General features: G+C 65.8%; 26 protein-coding genes and 1 tRNA gene. 14 read left to right on the forward strand and 13 right to left on the reverse strand.

Annotated elements, in window-relative coordinates; translation table 11 throughout:
* Positions 1-5: 5 nt before the first annotated feature.
* The gene (locus tag ACSR87_RS05925; protein ID WP_498529811.1) at positions 6-1,247 is read right to left on the reverse strand and encodes an ABC transporter substrate-binding protein; all 1,242 of its coding nucleotides are present in this window, start codon (positions 1,245-1,247) and stop codon (positions 6-8) included.
* A gap of 381 nt (positions 1,248-1,628) precedes the next feature.
* On the opposite strand from ACSR87_RS05925, the gene ACSR87_RS05930 reads away from it, so the two are divergent.
* On the forward strand, positions 1,629-2,522 hold the full coding sequence (locus tag ACSR87_RS05930) for a DUF6338 family protein (protein ID WP_498529812.1): 894 nt from the start codon (positions 1,629-1,631) through the stop codon (positions 2,520-2,522).
* Here ACSR87_RS05930 and ACSR87_RS05935 read toward each other — a convergent pair whose 3' ends face one another.
* The 7 genes from ACSR87_RS05935 to ACSR87_RS05965 all read right to left on the reverse strand — a co-directional run bounded on the left by ACSR87_RS05935 (position 2,523) and on the right by ACSR87_RS05965 (position 7,975).
* Positions 2,523-2,861 (reverse strand): helix-turn-helix transcriptional regulator, encoded by a 339-nt coding sequence (locus ACSR87_RS05935; RefSeq protein ID WP_498531042.1) that lies wholly within the window; start codon positions 2,859-2,861, stop codon positions 2,523-2,525.
* A gap of 352 nt (positions 2,862-3,213) precedes the next feature.
* Positions 3,214-3,286, reverse strand: a tRNA-Pro gene (locus ACSR87_RS05940).
* A gap of 84 nt (positions 3,287-3,370) precedes the next feature.
* On the reverse strand, positions 3,371-3,967 hold the full coding sequence (gene trmY / locus ACSR87_RS05945) for a tRNA (pseudouridine(54)-N(1))-methyltransferase TrmY (protein ID WP_498529813.1): 597 nt from the start codon (positions 3,965-3,967) through the stop codon (positions 3,371-3,373).
* 213 nt (positions 3,968-4,180) lie between these two features.
* Complete coding sequence (locus tag ACSR87_RS05950; protein ID WP_498529814.1) at positions 4,181-5,230, reverse strand: DUF4350 domain-containing protein; 1,050 nt, start codon at positions 5,228-5,230, stop codon at positions 4,181-4,183.
* Complete coding sequence (locus ACSR87_RS05955) at positions 5,217-6,116, reverse strand: S49 family peptidase (RefSeq protein ID WP_004062915.1); 900 nt, start codon at positions 6,114-6,116, stop codon at positions 5,217-5,219. Before ACSR87_RS05955 ends, ACSR87_RS05950 begins: the two co-directional genes overlap by 14 nt.
* Before the next feature lie 132 nt (positions 6,117-6,248).
* Positions 6,249-7,025, reverse strand: coding sequence for an ABC transporter permease (locus ACSR87_RS05960; protein ID WP_498529815.1), 777 nt, complete (start codon positions 7,023-7,025; stop codon positions 6,249-6,251).
* Positions 7,022-7,975 (reverse strand): ABC transporter ATP-binding protein, encoded by a 954-nt coding sequence (locus tag ACSR87_RS05965; RefSeq protein WP_498529816.1) that lies wholly within the window; start codon positions 7,973-7,975, stop codon positions 7,022-7,024. Before ACSR87_RS05965 ends, ACSR87_RS05960 begins: the two co-directional genes overlap by 4 nt.
* A gap of 346 nt (positions 7,976-8,321) precedes the next feature.
* Here ACSR87_RS05965 and ACSR87_RS05970 point away from each other — a divergent pair, with 346 nt between their 5' ends.
* From ACSR87_RS05970 to ACSR87_RS05990, 5 genes are all read left to right on the forward strand, one after another.
* Positions 8,322-8,576 carry a hypothetical protein gene (locus tag ACSR87_RS05970; protein WP_498529817.1) on the forward strand — a complete coding sequence of 85 codons (255 nt, stop codon included), beginning with the start codon at positions 8,322-8,324 and terminating at the stop codon, positions 8,574-8,576.
* On the forward strand, positions 8,573-9,610 hold the full coding sequence (gene aceA / locus ACSR87_RS05975) for an isocitrate lyase (RefSeq protein ID WP_058566409.1): 1,038 nt from the start codon (positions 8,573-8,575) through the stop codon (positions 9,608-9,610). The genes ACSR87_RS05970 and aceA overlap by 4 nt, the downstream gene beginning before the upstream one ends.
* On the forward strand, positions 9,603-10,904 hold the full coding sequence (gene aceB, locus ACSR87_RS05980; RefSeq protein ID WP_498529818.1) for a malate synthase AceB: 1,302 nt from the start codon (positions 9,603-9,605) through the stop codon (positions 10,902-10,904). The genes aceA and aceB overlap by 8 nt, the downstream gene beginning before the upstream one ends.
* 213 nt (positions 10,905-11,117) lie before the next feature.
* Positions 11,118-11,711 (forward strand): DUF4112 domain-containing protein, encoded by a 594-nt coding sequence (locus tag ACSR87_RS05985; RefSeq protein ID WP_498529819.1) that lies wholly within the window; start codon positions 11,118-11,120, stop codon positions 11,709-11,711.
* A gap of 100 nt (positions 11,712-11,811) precedes the next feature.
* The gene (locus ACSR87_RS05990; RefSeq protein WP_498529820.1) at positions 11,812-12,420 is read left to right on the forward strand and encodes a twin-arginine translocation signal domain-containing protein; all 609 of its coding nucleotides are present in this window, start codon (positions 11,812-11,814) and stop codon (positions 12,418-12,420) included.
* Positions 12,421-12,560: 140 nt separating this feature from the next.
* Here the strand turns inward: ACSR87_RS05990 and ACSR87_RS05995 are convergent, their stop codons facing one another.
* A complete protein-coding gene (locus ACSR87_RS05995) occupies positions 12,561-13,538 on the reverse strand; it encodes a DMT family transporter (protein ID WP_498529821.1) in 978 nt (325 codons plus the stop codon).
* 260 nt (positions 13,539-13,798) lie between these two features.
* On the opposite strand from ACSR87_RS05995, the gene ACSR87_RS06000 reads away from it, so the two are divergent.
* The 3 genes from ACSR87_RS06000 to rnhB are packed head-to-tail and all read left to right on the forward strand — an operon-like array spanning position 13,799 to position 16,425.
* The gene (locus ACSR87_RS06000; RefSeq protein ID WP_498529822.1) at positions 13,799-15,082 is read left to right on the forward strand and encodes a tRNA pseudouridine(54/55) synthase Pus10; all 1,284 of its coding nucleotides are present in this window, start codon (positions 13,799-13,801) and stop codon (positions 15,080-15,082) included.
* Between the two features lie 39 nt (positions 15,083-15,121).
* Complete coding sequence (locus tag ACSR87_RS06005) at positions 15,122-15,751, forward strand: hypothetical protein (protein WP_498529823.1); 630 nt, start codon at positions 15,122-15,124, stop codon at positions 15,749-15,751.
* Between the two features lie 26 nt (positions 15,752-15,777).
* Positions 15,778-16,425 (forward strand): ribonuclease HII, encoded by a 648-nt coding sequence (gene rnhB, locus ACSR87_RS06010; protein WP_498529824.1) that lies wholly within the window; start codon positions 15,778-15,780, stop codon positions 16,423-16,425.
* Positions 16,426-16,491: 66 nt separating this feature from the next.
* Here rnhB and ACSR87_RS06015 read toward each other — a convergent pair whose 3' ends face one another.
* From ACSR87_RS06015 to secF, 3 genes are all read right to left on the reverse strand, one after another.
* Positions 16,492-16,722 carry a DUF7511 domain-containing protein gene (locus ACSR87_RS06015; RefSeq protein WP_004041856.1) on the reverse strand — a complete coding sequence of 77 codons (231 nt, stop codon included), beginning with the start codon at positions 16,720-16,722 and terminating at the stop codon, positions 16,492-16,494.
* Positions 16,723-17,004: 282 nt separating this feature from the next.
* Positions 17,005-18,579 (reverse strand): preprotein translocase subunit SecD, encoded by a 1,575-nt coding sequence (gene secD / locus ACSR87_RS06020; protein WP_498529825.1) that lies wholly within the window; start codon positions 18,577-18,579, stop codon positions 17,005-17,007.
* Positions 18,576-19,439, reverse strand: coding sequence for a protein translocase subunit SecF (secF, locus tag ACSR87_RS06025; protein WP_004062927.1), 864 nt, complete (start codon positions 19,437-19,439; stop codon positions 18,576-18,578). The genes secD and secF overlap by 4 nt, the downstream gene beginning before the upstream one ends.
* A gap of 127 nt (positions 19,440-19,566) precedes the next feature.
* On the opposite strand from secF, the gene ACSR87_RS06030 reads away from it, so the two are divergent.
* Positions 19,567-19,908: a DUF7968 family protein gene (locus ACSR87_RS06030; RefSeq protein WP_498529826.1), complete on the forward strand. Its 342-nt coding sequence runs from the start codon at positions 19,567-19,569 to the stop codon at positions 19,906-19,908.
* 35 nt (positions 19,909-19,943) lie between these two features.
* Here the strand turns inward: ACSR87_RS06030 and ACSR87_RS06035 are convergent, their stop codons facing one another.
* The gene (locus ACSR87_RS06035; protein ID WP_115861159.1) at positions 19,944-20,441 is read right to left on the reverse strand and encodes a DUF5812 family protein; all 498 of its coding nucleotides are present in this window, start codon (positions 20,439-20,441) and stop codon (positions 19,944-19,946) included.
* Positions 20,442-20,555: 114 nt separating this feature from the next.
* Between ACSR87_RS06035 and ACSR87_RS06040 the strand changes: the two genes are divergently transcribed.
* The 4 genes from ACSR87_RS06040 to ACSR87_RS06055 all read left to right on the forward strand — a co-directional run bounded on the left by ACSR87_RS06040 (position 20,556) and on the right by ACSR87_RS06055 (position 23,389).
* Entirely contained in the window at positions 20,556-21,191 is a 636-nt protein-coding gene (locus ACSR87_RS06040; RefSeq protein ID WP_498531043.1) for a GNAT family N-acetyltransferase, read from the forward strand.
* 127 nt (positions 21,192-21,318) lie between these two features.
* The gene (locus ACSR87_RS06045) at positions 21,319-22,017 is read left to right on the forward strand and encodes a CDP-alcohol phosphatidyltransferase family protein (RefSeq protein ID WP_008575002.1); all 699 of its coding nucleotides are present in this window, start codon (positions 21,319-21,321) and stop codon (positions 22,015-22,017) included.
* Entirely contained in the window at positions 22,014-22,718 is a 705-nt protein-coding gene (locus ACSR87_RS06050) for a CehA/McbA family metallohydrolase (protein ID WP_498529827.1), read from the forward strand. The genes ACSR87_RS06045 and ACSR87_RS06050 overlap by 4 nt, the downstream gene beginning before the upstream one ends.
* Entirely contained in the window at positions 22,715-23,389 is a 675-nt protein-coding gene (locus ACSR87_RS06055) for a TVP38/TMEM64 family protein (protein WP_498529828.1), read from the forward strand. The genes ACSR87_RS06050 and ACSR87_RS06055 overlap by 4 nt, the downstream gene beginning before the upstream one ends.
* The last annotated feature ends 4 nt before the right edge of the window (positions 23,390-23,393 follow it).

The following is a 23,393-nucleotide window of genomic DNA, read 5'->3' on the forward strand; positions in this document are numbered from 1 at the left end:
ACCCCTCAGAACTCGCCGTTGATGATGTCGGCGACGTGCTGGCGGTCGAACAGCTGTTCGTCTTCCGGGATTTCGGGGTACGGGCCGCCGTCCGAGGTCGGCCACTCCCCGAACGCCTCGGGATAGAACTGCTTGGCGCTCATCTCAAGCTGGAAGAGGTTGAGAATCGGCCCCTGATAGCGCGCGCCCTGCGGGTAGACCCGACCGTTCCGGACCGCCGAAATCTCCGCGGCGACGGGGTCGGCTTCGAGCGTCGCCCGGAGGTCATTCATGCTGACGCTCGGCTGCATCCCGCTCAGGAAGAGCAGAACGTCGGGATCGGCCTCCAACAGCGCCTCGAAATCGACGGTCGACCCCGACTCGGTGGAGCCCTCGAACGCGTCGTGCGGTGCGAGCGGCCGGATGTGCGAGGTCATAAAGCCGGGGTTGCCGACCGTGTACGCCCACACCTGCTTTTCGATGTCGGATGCGGTGAGCAACACGACGCTCGGGCGCTCGTCTTCCGGCGGCAGCCCCGCCTCGATGGTGGCGAGCACGTCGTCGTGGACGGCCGCAAGCGCCTCGTAGCGCTCCTCCTCTCCGAGCACCTGCGCGACCTTCTCGAACTGCTCCCACAGCGTGTAGTACTCGTAGTCGCCGGTCCACTCGTCCGTCGGCGACGCGTGACGGGCGCTCAGCGAGTTCCCGAACCACGGCGAGATGTTCTCGGCGACCTCCTCGATGTCGCCCATGTCCCACTGTTCGAGTTGGACGACCGACGCGGGGTCGGCCAGATGCACGTCGCTGTCGAGTTCGTAGAGCTTCTCCTTGCTCGTCTCCCACGAGGGGTACAGGTCGGCCCAGTCGACTTCGATGCCGGGGAGCCGCGCCGTGAACTGCTTCCACGTCGCGTCGTAGTACGCCGGCCCGTTGACCGCGTTGACGTCGTCGCCGCGGCCGAGCGCGAACGCCATCCCCGCGTGGTGGGAAAGCCGCGTGAAGATGGTCTGGGGCGGCTCGTCGAACTCGACGGTGCCGACCGGCGACATCGTCACTGAGTACGACGCGTCCGCGGGCGATTCGGTCCCCGTTTCGGTGGCCGCTTCGGTCGCGGTCTGCGTCGGGGCGTCGGTCTCGCCGTCCGCCGTCGATTCCGAATTGCTTCCCCCGGTACAGCCGGCGAGCAGCCCGCCGCCGACCGCCGCGCCGCCGTACTTCACGTAGTCGCGCCGCGTCAGTCCCGTCCGTGGCGTCTCGTCGTGCTCCATAGTTTTTAGGCCCGCCTAAAATAGATAATTGCTTCGGTTCTCGGACGACAGTGGGCCGTCGATACTTTTCTCCCGCTTGTTTAGGCTGGCCTAATGTATTGGGAGTGGGAAGGCCGGACGATTTCGAGTATTCAAAAGGAACCACCGAAGACCCGTAGCTGTGAGGGGGATCTAGTATTTGAGCTCTCCAAAGCTTTAGGCCCCGGTATTCGAGTTGTTCATGTGTGAACCGCGAAGGTGGGGGGAGTCTAAAATCATCGTTCTGCGACTTTGGAAGTCATCTGGAGTCAAAGCAAGCAAAAATCAGACCACAACAGATCTTCAATAAAGAAGATATCTAAAATAAGGATATCTTTTTCAGAGACCATTCAGACGGTAGTTATGATGGCCTCACTGGGGACACTACCAGTAAGCCTACTAACTATTTTGTTACTGGTAGTACCGGGCCTTCTCGGTATCGAGTTCTACTATTTGCTCTCAAAAAAGAATGCATCGCTTACCCGGATTCAGTGGGTAGTATACAGTACGTTCGTCAGTATCATCTCGCTTCTTACGCTGTATTTTGCAAGCCCACTGTACTACGAATTCATAGATGGATTAGCGACTGATACCGCTACAAATCTCAACATCGTCTCAGAAGAGCAGATACTTGCGCTTACTTTACCAGTTCTTCTCACGCTCTACCTACTGCATGTTGTAATTTCAAGTGGGGGAAGCGCACTTATTGGACTTGGCGTAGATAAAATACTCCACCGAGGACGTTCTTTGGACCGTCGCCAACCTTGGCATTATGCATTCAACGAAGTACCCAGTCACGGCGAAGAGATTGAAGTCGTAATGAACGACGAAACGGTAATTCAAGGCGAGTTTAACGAAACAGCTTGGGACGAGAATCGTAGAGAGTTGTTCTTAGATAACCCGTATGAGGTTGTCTACTCACAGGATGGGGGTGAGCGTATCACTCAGCATGATCTTGGTCGGAGCATCCTTCTAAGGGAAGAAGCGATTTCTAGGGTCATATTTACAATCGAAGATCCCGATCAAGAGCGTACTCAAGCTATTTCAGAAGAGAAAGAGAATGGTCCTATCGACCAAACGGAAGGCTATGAGAGTCCGAAAAAACTCGAAGGCATACTCGAAGAAATACTCGGAGGAATCCCTATACAATCGGAACTTGATGACTTTACCACCGAAGAGAAGGACGTTGATACCGAGACTCAGCAAGAGATCAGAGACATAGCGGGTTCAATCGTCGAGGATGAAGACGAAGAATAGCTAGAATAAGTCTTCCTTGATCGTACTGTTCTCCGTATAATCGGGATATTTCCGGTAGACATAACGAAGTAAAGTGTCAAGCGGCTCTTGGTTGTGCTGTTTCTTAATCGAATGCGCCTCTTCGAACACCTTTCGAGCGTGCTCATACTCTTCATTCGAAAGTATTTCTTTAATTACCGCTCTTCCACGATCGGTGAGTAGATACGTATATTTCTCATTCCCGCTACGTGTCGTCTCAACCTCACGTTTAATCAGGTTCCGAGACTCCAGAGAGTCGAGGGCTCCATAGAGTTCTTTTGAAAACGGCCCGTACTTGTCAGCCTCGTATTCGTAGCCAATTTCTAAAGAACTCTCTTCTTGTGCTAGAAAACTAGCTTCTGAAGTCGAGTTATCCCTTCGATGGCGCGCTGGTTATCCACGTATAGCAGGGCCAAAGGCAGTAATTCAGCGCTGACCATTTATTTAACCCAAACCGCTAGTACGGCTTCTTGTCGTAGTAACCTTGTGGTGGAGTGAAATACCTTTGGAGTCAAACCAACGTTTCGCTTGCTTGATTTGGAACAGCGACGGTCGAAGGAGTCAGCTTGCGTTTTTCGCGCCGCAGGCGCGTGCCCTTAGCACACTTCCGAGCACCATCTCCGACCACAGACCACTCGCTATCGCTCGTGGGTTGTGAAAGGTGGGGAGAATATGGGCCGGCTCAGATTCGAACTGAGGTTACGGCCACCCGAAGGCCGAAGGATACCAAGCTACCCCACCGGCCCGCATTTTGAGGCAAGCCACCGTCGCGTTTAACAGTTGTGATTGCGGGCCACCGTCAGACGGCGTGGCACACCGCCGACCCCGACTCAGTACCGCGAATAGCCCGCCGTATCGAGGTAGTTGTGCGCGACCGTAATCGAGTGGTCGGCGTGGAGGATTTCGGGGCCGAGTCGGACCCGCTCGTCGGCGGCGGCCGCCAGCAACTCGGCTTCCTCGTCGGTGAAGTCGTGGTGGTCCGAGAGGACGAAAAGCGGGTTTGCGGGCGGTTCGACCTGAACCACGGGGTCGCCGTCCTCGTGGAGTTCGACCACGGTCGCGTCGCTGGCGGCCTCTTCCAGCGTCGTCTCGAAACCCATCCGGCGGATGGAGACGCCCGGCGACGACTCGGCGGGCATGTGGCCGATGGCCTCCTCGCGCTTTTCGAGCGCCTTGCGAATCAGGGCGGCGGTGGAGCGCTCGTCGGGGTTGAGCCGGCGGAGTTCGGAGCCCTCGAAGCGGATGGTGTACTCGTTTCCGAGGACGAGGTGGACCCGAACGTCCTCGCGGATGTCGTGCGAGAGGAAGAACGCGGAGTTGACACAGCGACAGAGCACGTCGAGGCGGCCGGCCCCGCCCGCGATGTCGTCGAGTGAGAATTCGGGCGTCGTCGGCGCGTCGTGGCCGATGACGATGAATTGGCGCATGACTCCGACTCGGCGCGTGGGGGTCTTATCGGTGTCCACTCGCGGGCGAGCGACAAGGGCGACGGCGACGAAGACGCCTGACGAGACCGGGAGCCGCCGCTCGGGGGCGCGGGGACTGAGCCTCGAAAGAAACGAACGGGACGCGTCGAAACCGGGGGTCCGGCTTCGGTCGCGTCGTCGATGGGTGGTGTCAGTCGCGTCGGTGCGACTCGGTTACGCCGGCGTCGGCGTGGTTCCCTGGGTGGGTGCTGAACCCGGTGCCGGGCCGGGCGCTGAACCGCCCGGACCCGGGCCGCCGGATTCGGGCGTGGCCGGAGCGGGCGCACCGGACTCCTTGTCGCCGGAGACGAGGAAGTCCGCGAGGTTGCCGACGAGCACCTCGTTGTCGGCCTCGTAGGCCGACTCGGGCGTGAGGAAGTCGGCGTCGCCGATGGCGACGACCGTCTCGCTCTGGGCGGCGACCGTGTACGGACCGGACTTACGAATCGACTCGACGCGGGTCTCGCCGCCGGAGACGAGCGCCGGCGAGACGCTGTCGGCCGAAATCGAAAGCGGCGCGGCGTCGCGGAACACGACTTCGTCGACGCCCTCGGTCAGGGCGGTGTCGCCCTCCGGCGTGGCGTAGACGTTCTCGTAGTTGAGGTAGTAGTCGTGCATGTTGTACAGCGACGTGGAGCCGAACGAGACCCCGTAGTCGGAGGTCAGTCCGGCGTCGCCGCCGGTGGGGCCGGACGACACCGAGACGCTGACGAGGCCGAGGATGCTCGTCGTGCCCGCGGACTGCGGGTCCCCGACGAGAGCGACGCGGCCGCCGGCGTCTTCGAACGACCGGAGGCCGTCGAGTTGGCCGCCGGTGTACGGCTGTTCGGGGTTGACGACGACGAAGGCGTCGGCCCGGCGGAGCGAGGCGTTGAAGTTCCGCTGGGCGTCCTCGCGGGTGAGGTACTCAACTTCGTGGCCGTTGGCGACGAGGGCGTCGACGAGCGGTTGCACGTCGGACTCGCTCACGTCGTTGCCGTGGCCGACGTCGATGAGGACGGTCTTCGACGCGGCGTTGGAGTCCATCGTCACCTCGCCCGATTCGGGGCCGGGCGTGGCGACGAGTTCGTCCGCGTTGAACGCCTGTTTCGCGGCGTTTTGGGTGTCTGTCGAGTCGTTGCCGCCGAGTTGGACGGCGTAGGGTGCCACCGCGGCCCCGACCAAGATGAGGCCGAGCGCGACCGCGAAGACGGCCGTCGCGCGGAGTAGGTTACGCTGAGACATTGCCGATCACCTCGTCTTCGTACTGCACTTGTCCGTACACCATCAGGAACTGCGGCGCGCGAACGCCGTCGTAGCCCATGGGACTCTCTTCGACGACGACCGTCGAGTTGCCGTCCTGCGAGCTGAGAAGGATGATGCCGGACTGGGTCGGCGGCTCCTTCTCGACGACCTCGTAGTTTTCGAGGCCGGCCTCGGAGGCGGCGCGGTCGATGGCCGTCTGGAGCGTGCCGATGTCGTCGGCGTAGCCGTTCTGCGTGGCGCGAGCGCCGGTGTAGACCTTCGCGTAGGCGACCTCTTCGCGCGACAGCGAGAGCTCGTCGCCGCGGTGCTCCATGACGCTACCGACGAAGGCGTGTTTCAGCGTCTCAATCTGGGCTTCGCGCTGGTCGACGGTCATCGACGCCTTGTCCGGTCCGGTGCGGATTTCGTTGGACGTGCCGCCGATGGGGGCCGACCCGCGGACGCCGACGCTCCCGATGACCGAGGAGGGCGTCACGTAGATGCTCTCGGAGGGGAGCATCGTGTAGTACGCGCCCGACGCGCCCGTTCCTTCGACGCTCGAAACGACGGGCATCTCTTGGGCGGTCCGGTTGACCGCCAGATACATCTGCTCGGACGCGGCCGCGGAGCCGCCGGGGCTGTCGACCTGCAGGACGACCGCCTTTATCGATTCGTTCTCTCGCGCTTCTTGTAGGTCCTCTTCCAGCTGGTCAGCTGTGTGGGAGGTGATGGTCCCGTCGACCGAGATGACCGCGACCCTGTCAGGGGTGGGCGCGGCCGCGTCGTAGACGACGGGGGCGAGGAATGCTCCAACCAGGACGGCCGCGACGATGGCGAGGACCGAGACGGTCCGCGTCGACGCCGCGGAGGAGGGTTTTGATACCATACGTCGACCGTGAGTTTTCGAGCCGGTTTCAAAATACTTGTCATTAGAAAATACAGTCAACCAGACAATAACGGCGGCGGGGAACTGCATCGCCCGAGGGCTCGCCGTCGCCCAAGCGTCGACCGGTTAGTCTCAGTCGGTCAGCCCGTAGCCGCGCCGGAACAGCACGACGTTGAGGCCGACGACGGCGAGCGTGAGCGCCGTCAGCACGCCGAGAGACAGGTTCGGGTCCACCTCGGTGACGCCGAGGAAGCCGTATCGGACGCCGTTGACCATGTATATCATCGGATTGAGCAGCGACGCCTGCTGGAAGGTCGCCGGAATCTCGTTGAGCGAGTAGAAGACGCCGCCGAAGAACACCAGCGGGCGGAGGATGAACTGGTTCATCATCGTCAAGTCGTCGAAGTCGTCGGCCCAGAGGCCGCCGACCACGCCGAGACCCGCGAACAGCAGAGTGATGATGAGCATAAAGGCGACCAGATAGAACGGCTTGGCGACGCCGACGGACGTGAAGAACGCGCCGATGACCGCGACGAGCGCGCCGACGAGCGCGCCGCGGGTCGCGCTGGAGAGGACGTACGCGCCGACCATCGAGGAGTACGAAAGCGGCGAGGTCAGCGCCTCCTCGATGTAGCGGTTCCAGCGGCCGTGGAAGATGGAGAAAGAGGCGTTCTCGAAGGCGTTGGAGACGGCTCCGAGGACGATGAGGCCGGGCAGGATAAACAGGATGTACGGGACGCCCGCGATTTCGTTGATGCGCTCGCCGAGGATGACGCCGAACACGGAGAAGTACAGCACGTTCGTGATAAACGGCGGGACGAACGTGTTGCGCGGGCGGCGGACGAACCGGAGGACCTCGCGGCGGAGCAGGGCGTAAAAGCCGGTCACGTCGAGGCTCGTGAGGCTCACTGCTCGACCTCCGCAGTGGCGCGGCCCTCGCCCTGTCTCGTCATCTCGACGAACACCTCTTCGAGCGACGTGCGCGAGATTTCGAGGTCGACGATTTCGTGGCCGGCGCGGTCGAGCGCCTGCACCACGTCGGGGGCGACGAGGCCGCCCTGCTGGGCCGTCACGACGAGGCGAGTCCCGTCCAGTTCGACGGCCTCGACGCGGTCGTCGTCGGCCGTGAAGTCGGGCACCGCGGTCGGCGGGTCGCGGAGTTGGACGACGATGTCGTCGGTGCCGCGGTCCATCAGTTCCTCGGGGCTGGCGACCTCGATGACGGAGCCGGAATCGAGGATGGCGACCTCGTCGCAGAGGCGTTCTGCCTCCTCGATGTAGTGGGTCGTAAGGAGGATGGTCGTCCCGCTGTCGTTGAGGTCGACGATGGTCTCCCAGAGTTCGTGGCGCAGTTGCACGTCGACCCCGGCGGTCGGCTCGTCGAGGATGAGCAGGTCGGGGTCGGTGATGAGCGCCCGCGCGAGCATGAACCGCCGTTTCATCCCGCCGGAGAGCCAGTCGAAGCGGGTGTCGCGCTTGTCGTAGATGCCGACGCGCTTGAGCACCTCGTCGGCGCGCGCCGCGGCCTCGTCGTGCGGAATCCCGTGGTAGCCCGCCTTGTGTTCGAGCACCTCGCGGATGGGGAAAAAGCGGTCCACGTTGAACTCCTGTGGCGCGAGGCCGATGCGGTCGCGGGCCTCGCGGTAGTCGTCTTCCACGTCGTAGCCGAAGACGCTCGCCTCGCCGCCGGTCTTGCGGACGAGGCCGACGAGGATGTTGATGAACGTCGTCTTCCCCGCCCCGTTCGGCCCCAACAGCCCGAAGAACGACCCCTCCGGAACGTCGAGGTCGACGCCGTCGAGGGCGCGGACGTCGCCGTAGGACTTCGTCAAGTCGCGTATCTCAATCGCGGATGCCATTCGCTGGTGCGTCGTCGGGCGTGGACGCGATTAAGCGTAGTGTCCGCGGAACGCCCCGTCACGCCGTGGCACGACGGTCGCCGTGGGAAGCCGACGACGCTCGAATCCTCTGCGAGGGCGATGGTGTGTTACCATGTGACAAATTAGGGCCTAATATCCATCCGTACAGAACTAAGTCATTAACTAATATTATCATTATCAATCATTAACTATTAGTACTACTCGGCAGTCGAACCGGGTGAGGAGACATCCGATGGTAGTATCCGCAGCACACCACGCGTCCGACCGCTCGACGACCGCGACTCGAACCGACCGCTACCGACCGCCGACCCCACCGACGTAACCGATGACAAACCGCGATAACACGACTCGAACCGACACGACGACCCGCACGCCGACCACCGCTCGCTCGACGACGACTCGTCCTCGCGCCGCGCGGCGCTACCCCAACAACGAGGAGAACATGGACGCGCCGCTCGTCCCCTTCATCCAACAGCCGGGTGAGGACGACGAGATGACGACGATTCGGCGCGAACTCGCCGCGCTCCGCGCCCAACTGAACCGCATCGAGCGAACGATGCAGCCCACCGACACCCAATGAACCCGACCGAACTCGACAGCGACGTCTTCGCACAGGATGTTGACAACCAGAAGGCCCGCGAACTGCGGGAGATGCTGAACACGCAGGACTTCGTGTTCGCCCCCGGCATGTACCACGCGCTCGACGCCCGCCTCGCCGAGATGACGGGCCACGACGCCGCCTACATGTCCGGCTACTCGACGGTCCTCGGGCAGTTCGGCTTCCCCGACCTGGAGATGGTCACGATGACCGAGATGGTCGAGAACGCAAAGCGCATGGTCGAGGCGACGAACCTGCCGGTCATCGCTGACTGCGACACGGGCTACGGCGGCATCCACAACGTCCGCCGCGCCGTCCGCGAGTACGAGAAGGCCGGCGTCGCCGCCGTCCACATCGAAGACCAGACGACGCCCAAGCGCTGCGGCCACATCGCGGGCAAGCAAATCGTCTCCCGCGAGAAGGCCAAGGCTCGCTTCGAGGCCGCCGTCGACGCCAAGCAGTCGGAGGACACGGTCGTCATCGCCCGCACCGACGCCTACGGCTCTTCGAACGGCGACTGGGACGAGCACGTCGAGCGCGGCCGCATCTACGCCGACGCCGGCGTCGACATCGTCTGGCCCGAGATGCCGAACCCCTCGCGCGAGGACGCCGTCGCCTACGCCGAGGAGATTCACGAGACGCATCCGGACCTGAAGCTCGCGTTCAACTACTCGTCGTCGTTCGCGTGGTCCGAAGAGGAGGACCCGCTGACGTTCCAGGAGTTGGGCGACCTCGGCTACAAGTACATCTTCATCACGCTGTTCGGGCTCCACTCGGGCGCGCACGCCGTCTACGAGGACTTCAAGAAGCTGGCCGAACAGGACGAGGAAGGCCAGTTCGACCTCGAACAGCGCTACCTCGACCACCCGACCGAGAGCCACCACGAACTGTCGTTCGTCTCGCGGTATCAGGACATCGAGACGCAGTTCGACCCCGAGGCGCGCCGCCGCATCGAGGAGTCCGAAGGGTTCAGCGAGGAGCAGGCCGACCCCATCACGAGCAACGACGATGACTGAGCGCAGACACGACCGCGAGTTCGTGCGGACGTTCTTCACCTCGCCGACGGCCGTCGAGGGCGAGGACGACTCCGCGAAGATGCTCCGCCGGGCGGCCGGCCTCCGCGGGATGCAAGCGCCCGACGTGTGGGTCCCCGACAACGAGGACGCCACCGCGCCGTCGATGCGCGACGAGGGTGCCGAGAACATCGTCGAAGTCATCTCCGAACACGGGGCCGACTTCCCCGGCGAGATTCACCCGCGGATGGTCTGGCACCGCGACAGCCCCGAGACCCGGTATCAGGGCTTCCGGCACATGCTCGACATCACCGACCCCGAGCGGGGGGCGGTCGAGCACATCGACGGCTTCGTCATCCCCGAGGTCGGCGGCATCGACGACTGGAAGAAGGCCGACGAGTGCTTCACCATCGTCGAGAACGAGCACGGCCTCGAGGAGGGGAGCCTCGCCATGTCGGTCATCATCGAGAGCGGCGAGGCCGAACTCGCCATGGGCGACCTCCGCGACGAGATGGGCAAGCCGACGAACAACCTCGAACGGCTGTTCCTCCTCGTCGACGGCGAGGTCGACTACACGAAGGACATGCGCGCCATGACGCCGACGGGCGAACTCCCGGCGTGGCCGGAGCTTCGACACAACACCTCCCGCGGGGCGAGCGCCGCCGGCTGTATCGCCGTGGACGGCCCCTACGACGACATCCGCGACGTGGAGGGCTACCGCGAGCGCATGACCGACAATCAGGCGAAGGGGATGCTCGGCATCTGGTCGCTCACGCCCGGACAGGTCGTCGAGGCAAACACCTCGCCGCTCCCGCCGAAAACCGGCAGTTGGCTCCTCGACGCGGACGGCGAGGAAATCGAACTCGCGTCGGAGGACGGCGTCGAGGTGTACGACGGCGACCGTCTTTCGCTCGAAGCCACCGACGACGGCTACGAACTCCGCGTCGGCGGCGACGCGCGGGAGCTCGCCGCGGACGAACTCCGCGAGGAACTGCTCGGGCTGACCTCGTACGTCCCGAGCATGGACGACATCGTCGACTCCATGGAGGAGTTCGAGGCGGCCAAGGAGGCCGGCCGCGGCGCTATCGCCATGACGCAGTCCGCGACGCTCCGTATCGGCGGCACCGAAATCGACATCGCCAAGGACCGCATGTGGGACGAGGCGACGTATCAGGCCGCGATGACGCCCATCAGCCTGTTCCAAGACGTGTACGAACACCGTCCGGACCAGCACGAGGAGTTGGAAGAGCGCTACGGCGCGGGCGTCGTCGAGCGCGCGATGGAGGTGGGGCTGTAAGCGCGGAAGGCGGTCCGCCACAGGGGTCCGCCGTCGGCCCCGCGTCCGGCTTGGTCACACGACGGCGTCCGGCTTCGTAGCTCTGCGACGCGCTCGCCCGAACCGTGGGGGCGGCGCGTCGCGCTTTTTTCGGCAGTCTCGCGCGGTCCGCTTCGACCCGACAGGCCGCCTATCGACGCTAGCCTCAAGGTCCGCGCGCGCGACTCGACGCGTGTGAACGATTCCTCGAACACCCCGGCGACGCCCGCGTCGGAGAGCGACGACGCCAACGACGGCAGCGGCGACGGCGACGAACCGCTGGAACCCGATGCAGTCGTCGAGTTCGAGGCGACTGGCGTCGCCGACGAGGAGACCCTCGCGCGACTCCGTACGGTGAGCTTCTACCTCGACGAGACGGTCGAGATTCCGGGGACGAACTACCGCGTCGGCCTCGACCCGATACTGGGGCTCGTGCCGGGAATCGGTGACGCGACGGCCTCGGCGCTCTCGGCGTACATCCTCGTCGAGGCCGCCATGCTCGGTGTGTCGCGGGCGACGCTCGCGCGGATGCTCGGCAACGTCGTCCTCGACGCGACCGTCGGGTCGATACCGCTCGTCGGCGACGTGTTCGACGCGGTGTGGAAGGCCAACGCCCGGAACGTCCGGCTGTTGGAAGCCCGATACGGCGACACCTCCCCCGCGGCCGCAGCGGCCGACCGGCGCTTCCTCGTGGCCGCGGTGGCCGCCGTCACCCTCCTGCTCGTCGCGCTCGGCGCGGCGACCGCGCTCGTCGCCCTGTGGCTGCTCGGACAGGTTGGTCTATCGTAACTATCTGAAAAACAAACTAACTAAACCGGGTGTGTGGCTGGTTATCTCCCCCCAAAATATAAACTACAAGACATATATACGAGCTTGCAAACCGTGGCGTATGGAACGACGAACCTTCCTGAAGAGCGTCGCCACGACGGGAGCCCTCCTCACCACCGCCGGTTGTATGGGCGGTGGCTCCGAGTCGCAGTCGACCGCGGATACCGAGACGGGCAACGAGACCGGCAACAGTACGACTGGCGAGACGACGACCGAGGCCGAACCGGCCGAGGTCCCGTCGCCGGAACTCACCTTCCGCACGAACAGCGGCGTCCTCCGCGTCGTCCACATGGGCGGCGAGAAAATCACCGACGAGGGAACGGACGAGGTCTACGTCACCGTCGACGACGAGCGCACCGCGACGTGGGTCGCTGACGGCGACAAGGGCGGGGAGTTCCCCGTCTCGGTCGGTAACTTCCTCGAAATCGAGTCCGCAGAAAGCGGTTCGACGGTCGAGGTCGTCTGGGTCGGCAGCGAGGGTGCCGAAGAGGTCCTCGCGACTCACGAGGTCGGTTCTGAGGAGACCGCGACGACGACGGCCACGAACGAAACGGCCACGAACGAAACCGCGACGAACGAGACGGTCACCGAGACGACGACCGCCAACGAGACGGTCACGATGACGGCGACCGAGACGACCACGTCGTCCGGCAACGAGACCAGCAACTGAGGACGACGACCGACGACCGGCACCGACGCCGGCGTCGGACGCGACGGAGCTTTTTTCGACCGAAGCGGGTGACGACTCGCGCTGTTGCACGCGGAGCGACGGGAGCGTAACGCGGCGCGAGGGTAGCGACGGGGAGCGACTCAGTCGTCGGCCGGCAGCCCGTCCGGGTCGGCCGCCGGTGCGGGCGCGACGAGGCCGACGCGGACGCCGAAGCGCCGCCCCAGCGGGCCGAGCGCGTCGCGCTTCATAAACGCGAAGCCGAGGAGGATGAGCGCGAAGCCCGAAACGGTGACGGGACCGATGTGCTCCCCGAGGAACGCCCAGCCGGAAACGGCGGCGACGACCGGCGTGACGTAGTTGACGAGGCTGATTTCGACCGCACCGATGCGGTCGAGCAGGACGAAGTAGGCGATGAAGCCGACGGCGCTGCACAGCACGGCCAAAAAGAGCAGCGCGGCGACGACGACCGGCGACCACACCACGCTCGCGAGGCCGGGTTCGCCGAGGACGGGGCTCGTGACGTGGAGCATGGCCGCGCCGATGAGCATCATCCACGACTGCATCGGGACGACCGGTGGGTTGCCGGGCAGTCGCTTGACGAGTACCGAGCCGAACGCCCACGCCGCGGCGGCGAGAAACAGCAAGAGGACGCCGAGGAGTTGGCCGCCGACCGACCCGGACGCGAGGGCGATGATCACCGTTCCGGCCAGCCCCAGTAAGACGCCGAAGAAGCCGAACGCGTCGAGGCGCTCTTCGGGTAGCATCGGCCACGCGAAAAGCGGCGTGAGAACGGGTGCGAGGCTGATGACGATGGCCGAGACGCCGCTCGTCACGTACCGCTGGCCGGAGAACAGAAGCGAGAAGTGCGCGCCGATGAGGAGCGCGCCGCCGACGAAGACGACGAGCCACTCGTCGCGGCCGCGGGGTCGCCAGTCCTCCGCCGCGAGCAGGCCGTATCCGAACAGCACGACGCCGGCCACGTCGTACCGGAGGGCGGCGAACAGTACGGGCGGGAGGGCGTCGAGACCGACCTCGATAGCCATAAAGGAGGTCCCCCAGAGGACCGCGATGGTCGCGAACAGTGCGAGCGTCCGATTCGTTTGCGTATTGATAGACACGAGATATCGACCGTAGACCCAGGTGTTGAAACGGCTACCACGCCGCCGTACATCAAATTTCTCGGAGCCGAGGTAGCACCCCACTCGGGTCGTGTTGACAAACGTCTCAGTTCGAGTGAAGGTCGGCGCGGGCGTCAGCGAGACCGTCGGAGAGACCGCCTCGGTGACGGTCACCCCGACCGGCGCGACGACTGCGGCGGCATCGCCGCGACGCGCCGAACAAAGTAAGCTAGTTACGCGCGCCCCGATACAGACGGAACATGAGCATCCTTGAGGACGCGCGAGCGCTCGCCGAGAGCGGGCCGGTCTGCGACGCCTGTCTGGGCCGGGCCTTCGCCGAGCGCAGTTTCGGGCTGACGAACGCCGAGCGGGGCAAGTCGCTCCGGGTCGCCGCCGCCCTCGACGACGACGAACCGTACGAGGCCGTCGAGACCGAGGACTGCTGGGTCTGCGAGGGGGCCTGCGCCGAGTTCGACGACTGGGCCGAGCGCTGTGCAGAGGCCATCGAGGACGTGGAAGTCGAAACGTACCAGGTCGGCACCCGCGCGCCGCCGCTGGTCGAGGAGAACGAACTGCTCCTCCGCGAGGGCGCGGGCCTGCCCGAGGACGCCGGCGAACTGTTCAAATCCGAGTTCAACCGCGAGGTCGGAAAGCGCGTGGGCCGGCTCACCGGCACCGAGGTGGACTTCACCCGCCCCGACGTGCAGTTCCTCCTCGACATCGAAGCCGACACCGTCGAGGCGCAACTCAACTCCGCGTTCGTCTACGGGCGCTATCGGAAGCTGGCCCGCGACATCCCGCAGACCGAGTGGCCCTGCCGCGAGTGCGACGGCTCGGGCTACAAGGGCAAAGAGCCGTGCGACTACTGCGGCGGCTCGGGCTACCTCTACGAGGACAGCGTCGAGGGCTTCGTCGCCCCCGTCGTGACGGACGTGATGGACGGCGTCGACGCGAAGTTCCACGGCGCGGGCCGCGAGGACGTCGACGCGCTCATGCTCGGCACCGGCCGGCCGTTCGTAGTCGAAATCATGGAGCCGCGTCGCCGCACCGTCGACGTCGAACAGCTCGAAGGCGACATCAACGCGATGGCTGACGGCGAAATCGAGGTCGAGGGGCTTCGGCTCGCCACCTACGACATGGTCGAGCGCGTGAAGAAACTCGACGCGAGCAAGGAGTACCGCGCCGCCGTCGAGTTCGACGACGACGTGACCGACGCGGAACTGGCGGCCGCGCTGGACGAACTCACCGGCGCGACCATCGAGCAGTACACCCCCAACCGCGTGGACCACCGCCGCGCGAGCATCACCCGCACCCGCCACGTCTACGACGCCACCGGCGACCTCGAAGACCCGCGCCACGCGACCGTCGAAATCCACGGCGAGGGCGGACTCTACATCAAGGAACTCATCTCGGGCGACGAGGGTCGAACCAACCCGAGTCTCGCCGGCATCCTCGACACGGGCGCGGTCGTCACCGCGCTCGACGTCATCGCGGTCGAAGGCGAGGACGAACCGTTCGAGGACGACGAGTTCTTCAAGGACTGAAGGGAAAGCACTTATCTGATAGCTGACTTTTCTGAGGGGATGCCCTCCGCCCTCGATGTGACTCGCCTCGTACTCGCGGTCATCCTCGTCGCTGTCGGGTTCGTCGTCGTCCCCGCGCCCGGAAGCCCGGAGTACGACCACCGCGTGACTGTCGAAGACTCGATTCCCGAGAAGGCCGAGAGCGTTGACGGTGCGGTGTTTCGCGGCGGTGAGTCGCTCTCCTCGCCCGCCAAGAAGGTGGTAACGACCGCGCACGAACGACTCGGAGAGTCCGCCGACTCCACGACCGTTGTCCTTCGTGGAACGGGCGCACCCGAGTTCTTCTACAGCGACACTATCGCACTCGGACGGGGCGAGTACTACGTCGAATACGAGGAGACAACGTATCGGGTCTGGACCGGTGGCGGTGGTTCACAGATTCTGGATTACGTCGCTCTCGGCGGACTGTTCTCGCTCGCGGCCGCGTCAGCCGCGCCGGTTCTCACCCGAGCGGTTGGCGAACCGAAGCAGGCGCTCTCCCTCACGGCCGCGTCCCTCGCCGCAGTCGTCGTGTTCGGCGTCCACGTGAAAACCGGCATTCTCGCGTCCGTGCTGGGCGTCGCAGTTCTCACGGTGGGAGTGCCGACATTCGCTGGCTGGGTCGGCGTCGTCGCGGACCGCAACCTCTAATTTTCCACCCCAAGACCCGACGAGGTATGCACATCGGCGTCGACGAGGCCGGAAAGGGACCCGTGTTGGGTCCGATGGTCGCCGCGGCGGTCCGGGCGGACCCCGACACCCTCCCGGACGGTATCGCCGACTCGAAGCGACTCAGCCCCGAGCGGCGCGAGGAACTCGCCGCGAAACTCCGAGAGCGCGACGACATCGAAGTCGGCGTCGCGTTCGTCGAACCCGAGACCATCGACGACCCCGAGACGGACATGAACCTGCTGACCGTCCGGGCACAGGTCGACGCCGCCGCCGCGGTCGCCGCCGACGCCGACGAACTCGTCTGCGACGCGGGCGACGTGAGCGAGTCGCGGTTCGGCCGGCGCGTCCGCGAGGGACTGGCCGAGGCGGGCGTCTCGGTCGAGGTCCGCGCCCAGCACTGCGCGGACGACGAACACGCCATCGTCGGCGCGGCGAGCATCGTGGCGAAAGTCGAACGCGACCGGCGGGTCGCGGCCATCGCTGACGAGTACGGCGAGGTCGGAAGCGGCTATCCGAGCGACGGGACGACCCGCGAGTTCCTGCGGGAGTACGTCCGCGAGCACGGCATTCTGCCGGACTGCGCGCGGAAGTCGTGGTCCACCTGCGCCGACCTCATGGCCGCGCACGAACAGTCGTCACTAGGGGATTTCTGAGGCGTCGGGGAACCGGCGGTGGAAAACGTGGAGGGCCGGTAGTTCGGAGGCGAGTCGCGGAGACGATTACCGCATCTCGGCGAGCGCGACGTACGCGCCTTCCTGTGCGGAGAGCCACGTCGTCAGCAGCTCGTCTTCTGTGAGTCCTGCGGGGAAGATGGTGCACTCGTCGGGCGCGTCGTCGTACGGGGCGACGATAGCGACGAGCTCGTCGTCCGCAGCGTCGGAGCGCCGCAAGGCGTCCGGGCGGGTCGTCGTCGCGTCCGGGTCGTCGTGTCGAAGGGTCGTGTCGTCCATGAGTGGAGTGCGTGCACCGTGATTACCGACGGGCGGCGGTTGCTTGGTTGCCGCTTCACTCAGTATTTTATAGACAGTCTATATGATTCTGTCGGCAAATCCGCCCCGGTGAGGACGACCGAAACCGCCGCAGTCTGTCGATTCTGAAATAGAGAACGCACGTCCCGGCACGGAGATATCAGCTTCGAGAATCGTCGAGGCTGCCCGAACGGACGGAATCGCGACTTCGCGGTGTCCGAGGGGCAAGTCGGGAAAAACGCGTCGGCCGAATCGAGGTCGGCCTCAGCGGTCCTCGGTCAGGAGGAGTCGGAGGATGTCACCGTACGCCGGGCGGGTGACGAGCACGCCGACGATGACGCCGAGGATGGTGAAGATGGCGAAGCCCTGGAGGTCACCGAGCGAGAGCACGGCGAGCGGGCTCATAGCGATGATGGTCGTCGCGGCGGCGGCACCGATGACCCAGAAGGCGCGGCGGAACCGCGACTGGAAGACCTTGCGGGACTTCACGGAGCCTTCGCCCATCACCTCGTCGGCGATGATGATGAGGTCGTCCACCCCGGTCCCGATGACGGCGATGAAGCCGGCGATGACCGAGAGGTCGAGCGGGTAGCCGATGGCCGCGGCGAATCCGAGGAGGATATACACCTCGGAGAGGCCAGTGACGATCATCGGCAGGGCGACCTGCGGTTTGCCGTAGCGGATGAAGACGACGCCCGCGACCGCGAGCACCGCGACGATGCCGGTGATGAGCGAGTCGAACTTGAAGCTCTCACCCTGGCTCGGGGAGATGTACGACGAGGTGCCGCTGTCCTCGCCCGAGAGGTCGAGGCGGGCCGGCAGCGCGCCGGCGCGAAGGTTGATGGCGATTTCCTGCGCCTCGGACGTGTTGCGCGTCTGGAGCTGGAAGCTCGGCGCGCCGGCCCACTCGCCGGCCCGCATGGTGTCCGCGAGTCCGGGGCTCATCCCGAAGGCGTTGACGACCTCGCCGTTGACGACGAGGAGGAGACACCCCTCGGTCGTGTTCTCGCCGCCGTCGTCCATGTAGGTACACCGCGTCCCGCCGGGTTGGTCGAGGCCGGTGTCCTGAACTGCCGTCTGGAACTCCGCCGCGGGGTCGTCGCGGACGGAGACGGGGACGAACGCCCCGCTTCCGGCCTGGGACTCCTGTGCGGTCCCGATGGAGGTGAAGTCGGCCTGCGTCAGGACGGCCTCGCGCGTCTCGTACGTCCGCGAGCCGTTGTCCGTTCCGGTCGGATAGTAGATGTCGATTTGGACCGTCCCGCGCTCGCCGACGAGGTCGACGACGTCGGACTGGTCGCGGTTGGGGACCTCGACGAGGATGAAGTGCTCGCCCGTCGCCGTGGTCACCTGCTGGACCGTCCCGCCGGAGAGGCCGGCCTCGTTAATCTTCGACTGGAGGACGCGAACCGTCTCGGCCCGGGTCGTCCCGGTGACGCCGTCTCTGACCTCGCCGTGGGCGTAGCCCGCGGCGTCGAGCGCGGCGCTCAGGTCGTCGGCCGTGACGTTCTCGATGGTCGCTTCGACCGTGCTGGACTCAGCGCCCGTGCGGGCGATGATGTCCGCGGCGTCGGCACCGGCTATCTGGGCGGCGACCTGCCGTTCGACGACGCGCTCGGAGTCGCCTTCGAACTCGACGCCTTCGGCGGTGACGCCGACGAGCGGCGCGCGGATGCGCGTCCCGCCGTCGAGTTGGAGACCGAACTGGAGGTTCGTCGCGCTGTCGTCCTCGCCGATTGGGGACTGATTGCCCATCGTCGGCGAGAAGAGGGCGAACGTCGATAGCAGGATGGCCACGACGAGGAAGATGACCCGCCAGTTGTCGCGGAGCGTGCTCATCGAGCCACCCCCTCGAACTTGTACCAGCGAAGGAGGGTCACGTTCAGCATGTAGGTGTTCATCAGGTCGGCGGTGAGGCCGAACACGAGGACCGTCCCGATAGCGGCGAGCAGTTGAATCCCGAACAGCGTCGCCGTGATGGTCATGACGATCATCGCCGCGATGGACGTGAGCGTCATGGTCACGCCGGTTCGCATGGCGCGCGCGGTCGACTCGTAGAAGTCACCGGAGCGCCGGAGGACGTGGTTGTTCAGGAGGATGTCCGAGTCCACCGAGTACCCGATGAGCATCAGGAGCGCCGCGACGGTCCCCAGCGACAGTTCGATGCCGAAGAGGTTCATCAGCGCCACCGGGATGACGATGTCGGAGAACGCCGAGAGGACGACCGCGATGGAGGGGACAAAGGAGCGGAACATGGCGAACACGAGGACGCTCATGCCCGCGAAGGCGACCGCGAGGCCGCCGAGGGCGAGCAGCTGCGTCTCGCCGCCGAAGTTGGCCGACACGGCGTCGATAGACCTGACTTCGAAGCCGGCGTCCTCGGCCTGCGTCTGGAGTTCGGTCGATGTCGCGCTCCCCGACTGGAACGTCACGACGTAGGTTCCGTCGGCCGCGACGGAGCGAATCGATTCGGGCTGGCTATCGAAGGCCGCGGCGACCTCGCTTTGCGGGGCATCCGTTGCGATGCGGAGTTCGGTACCGCCGGTGAAGTCGACGCCCGGATTCACCGGCGCACCAGTCGCGACGTACCACCCTCCGATGACCAGTAGGGCCACCGCGAGGACCGCGAGGGGGACGGCCGCGAGTTGGCGATTCGTGTACCGGGTGTAGTCTACCTCCGGTACCGTAAACTCAACCATGGGTTGCGGTCCTGAGCGGTGCGGAATAAGGTTTCTTATCCGCGGACGATTTCGGCCGCGGCGCGGTCTGGCGAGCGCACGGCGAACCCGCGACAGGCCCATAATCGTTGGCCGACAATCGTGAACTATGACGACCGAACCGACGGCGACCCGCGTGGTCGTCTCCTTCCCCGACGAACTCAGCGCGTGGGGCCACGACCAACTGACCGCCGACCGCTTCGTGACCTACCTGCGACGGGTCCACGAGGACGCCGCGCCGGGCGACGAGTGGGAGGAGTTCCTCGACGTTGGCTGTTGCGGCGACTCGCTGACGCTGACGCTCCGCGTGGAGGAACTCGACCCCGAAGGGGCGACCCGCATTGGCGACGAGACGACAGTCGAGTTCGTCGAGCGCGAGGGGAGCGTCCACGGCGGGTGGTGCGTCCAGAGCGCGGACGGGCCGGTCTCCTCGACGGCGGAACAGCGGTAGAACGCGAGACGAACTCCGGGGGAAAAACCGACCTGTCAGGGCATGTAGCGGACCGCGACGACCCCCGGTTGCGAGCGGATTTCGACGCGGTTCACGTCGAGTCTGGCGGCCCGCGACAGCAGGCCCTCTCTGTCGTCGAGGATGTCGTCGACGGCCTGTTCGGTCATGTCGTCGGGGACCGACAGGACGTGAATCTCGCCGGTCCCGGCGCGTTCCTCGCGGACGAGTTCGCCGTCGGGGTTGTCGGCGGCGATGTCGCGGGAGTTCGTCGTCGGCGACTCGGTGGAGCGCTCGACGGAGACGGTCCAGCGCGACTCGACCTCCACGAGCTGCCACGAGACGTTCATCGGCGGGTCGGGTGCGACGGTCCCCCGGACGGCTTCGTCCTCGGAGACGCCGGGGTTCGACGAGAGCGCGTGGACCTGCCCGGAGTGAACGTCCTTCAGGACGGCCGACTCCTCGTCGGCGGCGGTGACGAGAAACGTTCCCGTTCGCTCGGACTCGGCCTCGGTGTCGGTCTCGGACTCGGTCATCACCCGCTGTACGCCACCGGGCCTTTTCCCCGTTTCGGGCGCTCGCGGCCGCGTATGCCACCGATACCCACGGCGACGGTGGGCTTTTCTCGCGGCGCTTCGAGGCGACTGACGATGCCCGCGCTCTGGCGGTTGACCCGGACCGAGACGGCCCGCCGCGTCTACGACGCGCTCAAGGCCCGCGGCCTCACGGCGACGCAGATGGACGAGTACGTCGCGGACGCCGCCGCGGCGGACGCCGACCACGAGCCCCCGTCGGGAGTCGAGATTCGCGCGCTCGACCCCGCGGAGACGCGTCGATTCGAGGGGCGCTACGACGCGTTTTCCGAGCTCCGAGACGACGAGACGGCGGTGTGCGCGTTCGACGCCGAGGGCGGAGAGAGAGACGGCGAGGGCGGTGAGAACGGTGAAGCCGCGGACTCCGACCTCGTCGGCTACCTCTTTCTCGGTGACCCCGGCCTGACGTACCACGTCCACCCGCTGGAGACCGACGTGACGTTCCCCGGCGGCTACGTCCGCCGGGTGTTCGTCGCGCCCGAGGCGCGGAACCGCGGCATCGCCACCGCGCTCGTCTCGCGGGCCGTCGCCGTCGCCGGCGAACGGGGAGCCGAGACGGTCCACGCGCTCGTCGCCCGCGACAACCGACCCTCGCAGTGGACCTTCGAGAGCGTCGGTTTCCGAGTCGCCCGCACCCGGGCGTACTACCGGGTCGGCCCGTGGCGACGCCGGCGCGTCAAACCGCGTTCATAGCGGTACAGAACAGTCAGTGCCGTCCCGAGCGCTCCGTTCGGGAACGTTAATATATAGATATTTGATTTATATATACTATATCGGTTAAATTTATACTCGGTCGAGCGAGTGTGTCTGACAGACAGGCATGACGGACGAACTCAGGTCAGCAGTTCGCGGGAGGCTGGACGCGGTCGACGCGCGGGCGAGCGAGGTCGTGCGCTCATCGACGGGGGAGAACATGATTTCGCGGCTCGGGACCGCGGACTGGTTGAGTCTGGGCGCGCTCTTCTGGGCGTGGGTCGGCGCGATACTGTTCGTGTCGGGCGAGCCGAACTGGGCCATCGTGGCCGTCCTCGCCGGCTTCGCCTTCGACAAGGCCGACGGCTACTACGCCCGCAAGACCGGGACCGCCTCGGCGTTCGGCCGACAGATAGACTCGTTTATCGACATCTTCGCGTACCTCGTGTCGGCGGCGCTCCTGTACCACGTCGCGCTCGCGCCCAACCCGGTCGTGAGCGCCGTCGTCGGCTTCGTCGTCCTCACCTTCGGCGGTCTGCGACTCATCCGCCACAACAGCGAGGGGTTCGGCGACGACTCGGGAACGTCGTACTACCACGGGACGACGGTCGTCCACACGCACCTCGTGGTGCTGGCGAACTACTTCCTCCTCCAGTTCGTCCCGCTGTGGAACGGCTGGGTCGCGGGCGCGACCATCGTGGCGGTCTGCCCGCTCATGACCTCCGACTACAAGGCGTACAAAACCGACGCGGGGCACGTCCTCGTCGGCGTCGCCGGCGTCCTGACGGTCGTCGGCTGCCTCGCGCTCGAGTTCGGCGTGGTATGAGCGGTCGGACGCAGGACGCGCGGGGAGCGCGAACGCTCGCGGTGGACCTCCACGTCCACACCGACGCCTCCTACGACTGCGAGATGTCGGTCGAAGCGGTGTTGGCCCGCGCGGCGGCGGTCGGCCTCGACGCGGTCGCCATCACCGACCACGACTCGGTCGGGTCGCTCCCGCGGGCGTTCGACATCGCCCACGAGTACGGCGTCCGGGTCGTCCCCGGCGTCGAGGTCTCGACGGCCGACGGCCACCTCCTCGCGCTCGGCGTCGACGACCCGCCGGCGACGAGGCGACCGCTCTCGGAGACGGCACGAGGAGTCCGCGAGGCGGGCGGACTCGCGGTCGTGCCGCACCCGTTTCAGACGTTCCGACACGGCGCGTCTCGGCGGGCGATTCGGGACGTTGACGCCATCGAGGCGTACAACGCCCACACGCTCACCGGATTCAGAAACGGACAGGCGCGGCGCTACGCCCGCCGGCAGGGACTCCCGGGCACGGGCGGGAGCGATGCGCACCGGCCCGCGCTGGTCGGACAGGCGTACACGGCCGTCTCGGTCGAGGCGGACGGCGGCGTCACGACGGACGCCATCTTGGACGGGATTCGCGCCGGGCGAACCGTCGCTCGCGGGACGCGGACGACCGCCCTCCAGTACCTGCGGAAGTACGCGCTGAACGCTCGACTCAAGACCGCCTCGTTCCTGTGAGCGGGCGGCTGTTCGACTCGACCGACGCGCGGAACGCGGCGCTCGTCAGAGTCGGGGGCGTCGCGGTCGCCTTCGCGGTCGGCGTGGCCGCGTTCGCCCCGCGCCTCGCTGACCCGGCGTGGGTCCGCTCGGCCGTCGAATCGACCGGGGCGTTCGCCCCGCTGGTGTTCGTCGGTATCCAGACGCTCCAGGTGATTCTCGCGCCGATTCCCGGCCAAGCGCTCGCCGCCGTCGGCGGCTATCTGTTCGGGACGGTCGCCGGCACGGCGTACAGCATGGTCGGCGTCGTCGCCGGAAGCGCCGTCGTCTTCCTGCTCGCCCGGCGATTCGGCCGGCCCGCAGTCGAACGTTTCGTCTCCGACGACGCCCTCGCGCGGTTCGACGGCTTCGCCGACCGCCGGGGCGTCGCCGGGCTGTTCGTCCTGTTTCTCCTGCCCGCGTTCCCGGACGACGCGCTCTGTGCCCTCGCCGGGCTCTCGCCGCTTCGACTGCGGACGCTCGTCGTCCTCGTCGCCGTCGGTCGCTTGCCAACGTTCGCGCTCGCCGCGGCCGCCGGGCAGAACGCGGGCGCGGCGAACTACGAGGCGGTGGTGCTCCTCGTCGGAATCGGCGTCGTCGCCTCGGCGGTCGTCTACCGCTACCGCGACGAGTTGGCGGCGAGGGTCGGCTGAGAGA

This window comes from Haloferax sp. SDI50 (genome assembly GCF_059802635.1).